At 65.2% G+C, this 2864-nt stretch carries 2 protein-coding genes; one reads left to right on the top strand and one right to left on the bottom strand.

Annotated elements, in window-relative coordinates:
* Window positions 1–1736, bottom strand: a 1736-nt coding sequence (locus M0R21_13790) for a PEP-utilizing enzyme (protein MCK9618895.1), incomplete at its 3' end; no start/stop codon positions are given.
* A 58-nt stretch (window positions 1737–1794) separates the two neighbouring features.
* Between M0R21_13790 and M0R21_13785 the strand changes: the two genes are divergently transcribed.
* Window positions 1795–2864, top strand: a 1070-nt coding sequence (locus M0R21_13785; protein ID MCK9618894.1) for a hypothetical protein, incomplete at its 3' end; no start/stop codon positions are given.

Below are 2864 nucleotides of genomic sequence, written 5' to 3'. Positions count from 1 at the left end.
GCCGCATCAAATTCGGCGACATTGGCGATCATCGGAAACATGATGCGCAAATTGCGATGGGCGCCCGCCTTCAGCATCGCGCGCAGCTGCATGCGCAAAAGCCCCGGCCTGTCGAGGCCGATGCGGATGGCGCGCCAGCCGAGCGCCGGGTTCTCCTCTTCGATCTTCGCCATATAGGGAAGGATCTTGTCGGAGCCGATGTCGAGCGTGCGAAACGTGATCGGCTTATCCGGCGCGGCGTCGAGCACGGCTTTGTAGAAGCGATATTGCTCGTCCATGCGCGGAAAGCGCGGCGCGAGCATGAATTGCAGTTCGGTGCGGAATAGTCCGATCGAATTCGCGCCGGTCTCATGCAGATGTGGCATGTCGATCGCCAGGCCGGCGTTCATCTGCAGCCCAATTTCGACGCCGTCCTTAGTGACCGCCGGCACATCGCGCAGCTTGGCGTATTGCTCCTGACGCCGCGCCCGCAGCCGCGCTTTTTCAGCATAAGCGCTCTGCACGTCGGGCTGCGGCCGGACATGCACTTCGCCGGTCGTGCCGTCGACGATGATCGGATCGCCGGTTTCGACGATGTCGATCAGGCCGGCGACGAGTCCCACGGTGGCGACGCCAAGCGCGCGCGCGACAATGGCGACGTGGCTCGTTGGCCCGCCTTCCTCCAGCACGAGGCCGCGCAGCCGCTTGCGGTCATAGTCGAGAAGCGCCGCCGGCCCCATGTTGCGCGCCACGATGATGGCGTTTTCCGGCACGCTGTCGCGATCGGCGACGTAGCTCTGACCCGTCAGCTGATGCAGCAGCCGGTTGGCGATATCGTCGAGATCGTGCAGGCGGTCGCGCAGATAGGGATCGGTCTGGCGCTGCATGCGCGCGCGCGCGTCGTTCTGGACGCGCTCGACCGCCGCCTCCGCCGTCAGCCCGGTCATCACCGCTTCGCGCAGGCGGCGCACCCAGCCGCGGTCATAGGCGACCATGCGCACGGTTTCGAGCACGTCGCGCGGCTCGCCGGCGGCGATGCGGTCGCTATGCGCGACGAGCTCGTCGATCGACTGGCGCATCGCGTCGATCGCATGTTCGAGCCTCGCGAGTTCAGCGGGCATGTCCTCGGCGACGAGCTGCTTGATGACGACGCGCGGCTCGTGCAGCAGCACATGGCCGAGGCCGACGCCTTCCGCCATCGGCGCGCCTCTCAGCGACGCCGGGCGATAGAGCGCGAGATCGCGCGGGTCTTCGATCGCCTGTAATTCGCCCGAGGCGATCAGCTCGGCGAGCAGCATCGCCGTCGTCTGCAGCGCCTCGATCTCTTCTTCCGAATAAACGCGGCGCACCTTGTTCTGCACGACAAGCACGCCGAGCGTGTTGCCGCCGCGCAGGATCGGCACGCCAAGGAAGGAGTGATAGGCGTCTTCGCCCGTCTCCGGCTTGTAGGAGAAGGAGGGATGCTCCTGCGCCTCGGAGAGGGCGAGAGGCTCGGCGCTCTTGGCGATCTGGCCGACAAGGCCTTCGCCCGCGTGCATCGTGGTGAGATGCACGGCCTCGCGGTTAAGGCCCTCCGTGGCGTAAAGCTCCAAGCGCTGGTCGGCGCGCAGCACATAAACGGAACAAACCTCGGCGACCATATTCGCGGCGATCTGCACCACGATCTTGTCGAGCCGCGCCTGCGCGCTCACCGGTTCCGCGCTGATCTCGCGGAGGCGGCGCAGCAGAAGGCGAGGGCCGCCGAGAGCGCTTCGCATCCAATCCGTTCCCGTTTTCCCAGAACTTCGCGGGTGGGCACACCGCAAAAAAACCGCCATGCGTCTGCAGATTGCGACGGTGGCCTTCAAGCAGCGTATATTGGCGCCGTCCGCGCTCCGCAAGCGCGGCCAAGAAGCGCAGCGACGCAAGGAACATACCGTTATTGCAAAGCTTGGCGAATCGGCTTGCCGACAGGGCTCGAAGCCTCTACCACTTTCCGATCAGAGTCTGGCGATGACAGCCCGCTCACGCGCTTGGCGCCCGCCATCGGCCGCGCCAGACGCGTTCTCCGAGCCTGCGGCATCGAGAAGAGAGTTCGTGCGTCTGAAAAAATACCTGATTGCGCTCTTTTTGTTCATCCTCTCCGCTCAGGCCGTCGCCATGGAGTCGGTGCGGGTGCCGCAAGGCGCGCGGGCGATCGATCTCACCAATGTCGTTGAGAAACATTCCTCGCAGGGCGACCGCCTGCAGGTCTCGACCGCGCCCGGCTCAGACGGCATCGTCCGCCGTATCGAGGTCGGCGCCAAGGAGGCCGGCAGCCAGCCCAACTGGATCGTTTTCGCGCTCACCAACGACACGGATGAGCAGATCGAGCGCCTGATCGTCGCCCCGCATTACCGCCTGCAGGGCTCGGGCGTCATCTGGCCCGATCTCGGCTCGACGCGCATTACGGCGATCACGGCCAGCCAGGGCTTTCCGCCCGAGGCCGAAGACGCCTCGGACGCCGACGTTTTCCGGCTGACGCTCGACCCCGGGACCACGGTCACCTATGTCGCGGAGCTGCGCACGCCGAACCTGCCGCAGCTCTATTTATGGGAGCCAGCCGCCTATAAGGACAAGGTGACGAGCCTGACGCTCTACAAGGGCATCGTCATCGGCATCGCCGGCCTGCTCGCGCTGTTTCTGACCATTGTCTTCGTGGTGAAAGGCGCCGTCATCTTCCCGGCGGCGGCGGCGCTCGCCTGGGCGGTGCTGGCCTATGTGTGCATCGATTTCGGCTTTTGGGACAAGATTTTCGGCTTTGACGCCAACGCCAACCGCATCTGGCGCGCCGGCGCCGAGACGGTTCTCTCGGCGACGCTCGTCGTCTTCCTTTTCGCCTATTTGAACCTCAACCGCTGGCATGT

Source organism: Lentimicrobiaceae bacterium (assembly GCA_023227965.1).
GTDB lineage: Bacteria > Bacteroidota > Bacteroidia > Bacteroidales > JALOCA01 > JALOCA01.
The sequence above is the reverse complement of the archived record's forward strand: the minus strand, read 5'-3'. Positions and strand labels throughout refer to the sequence as shown.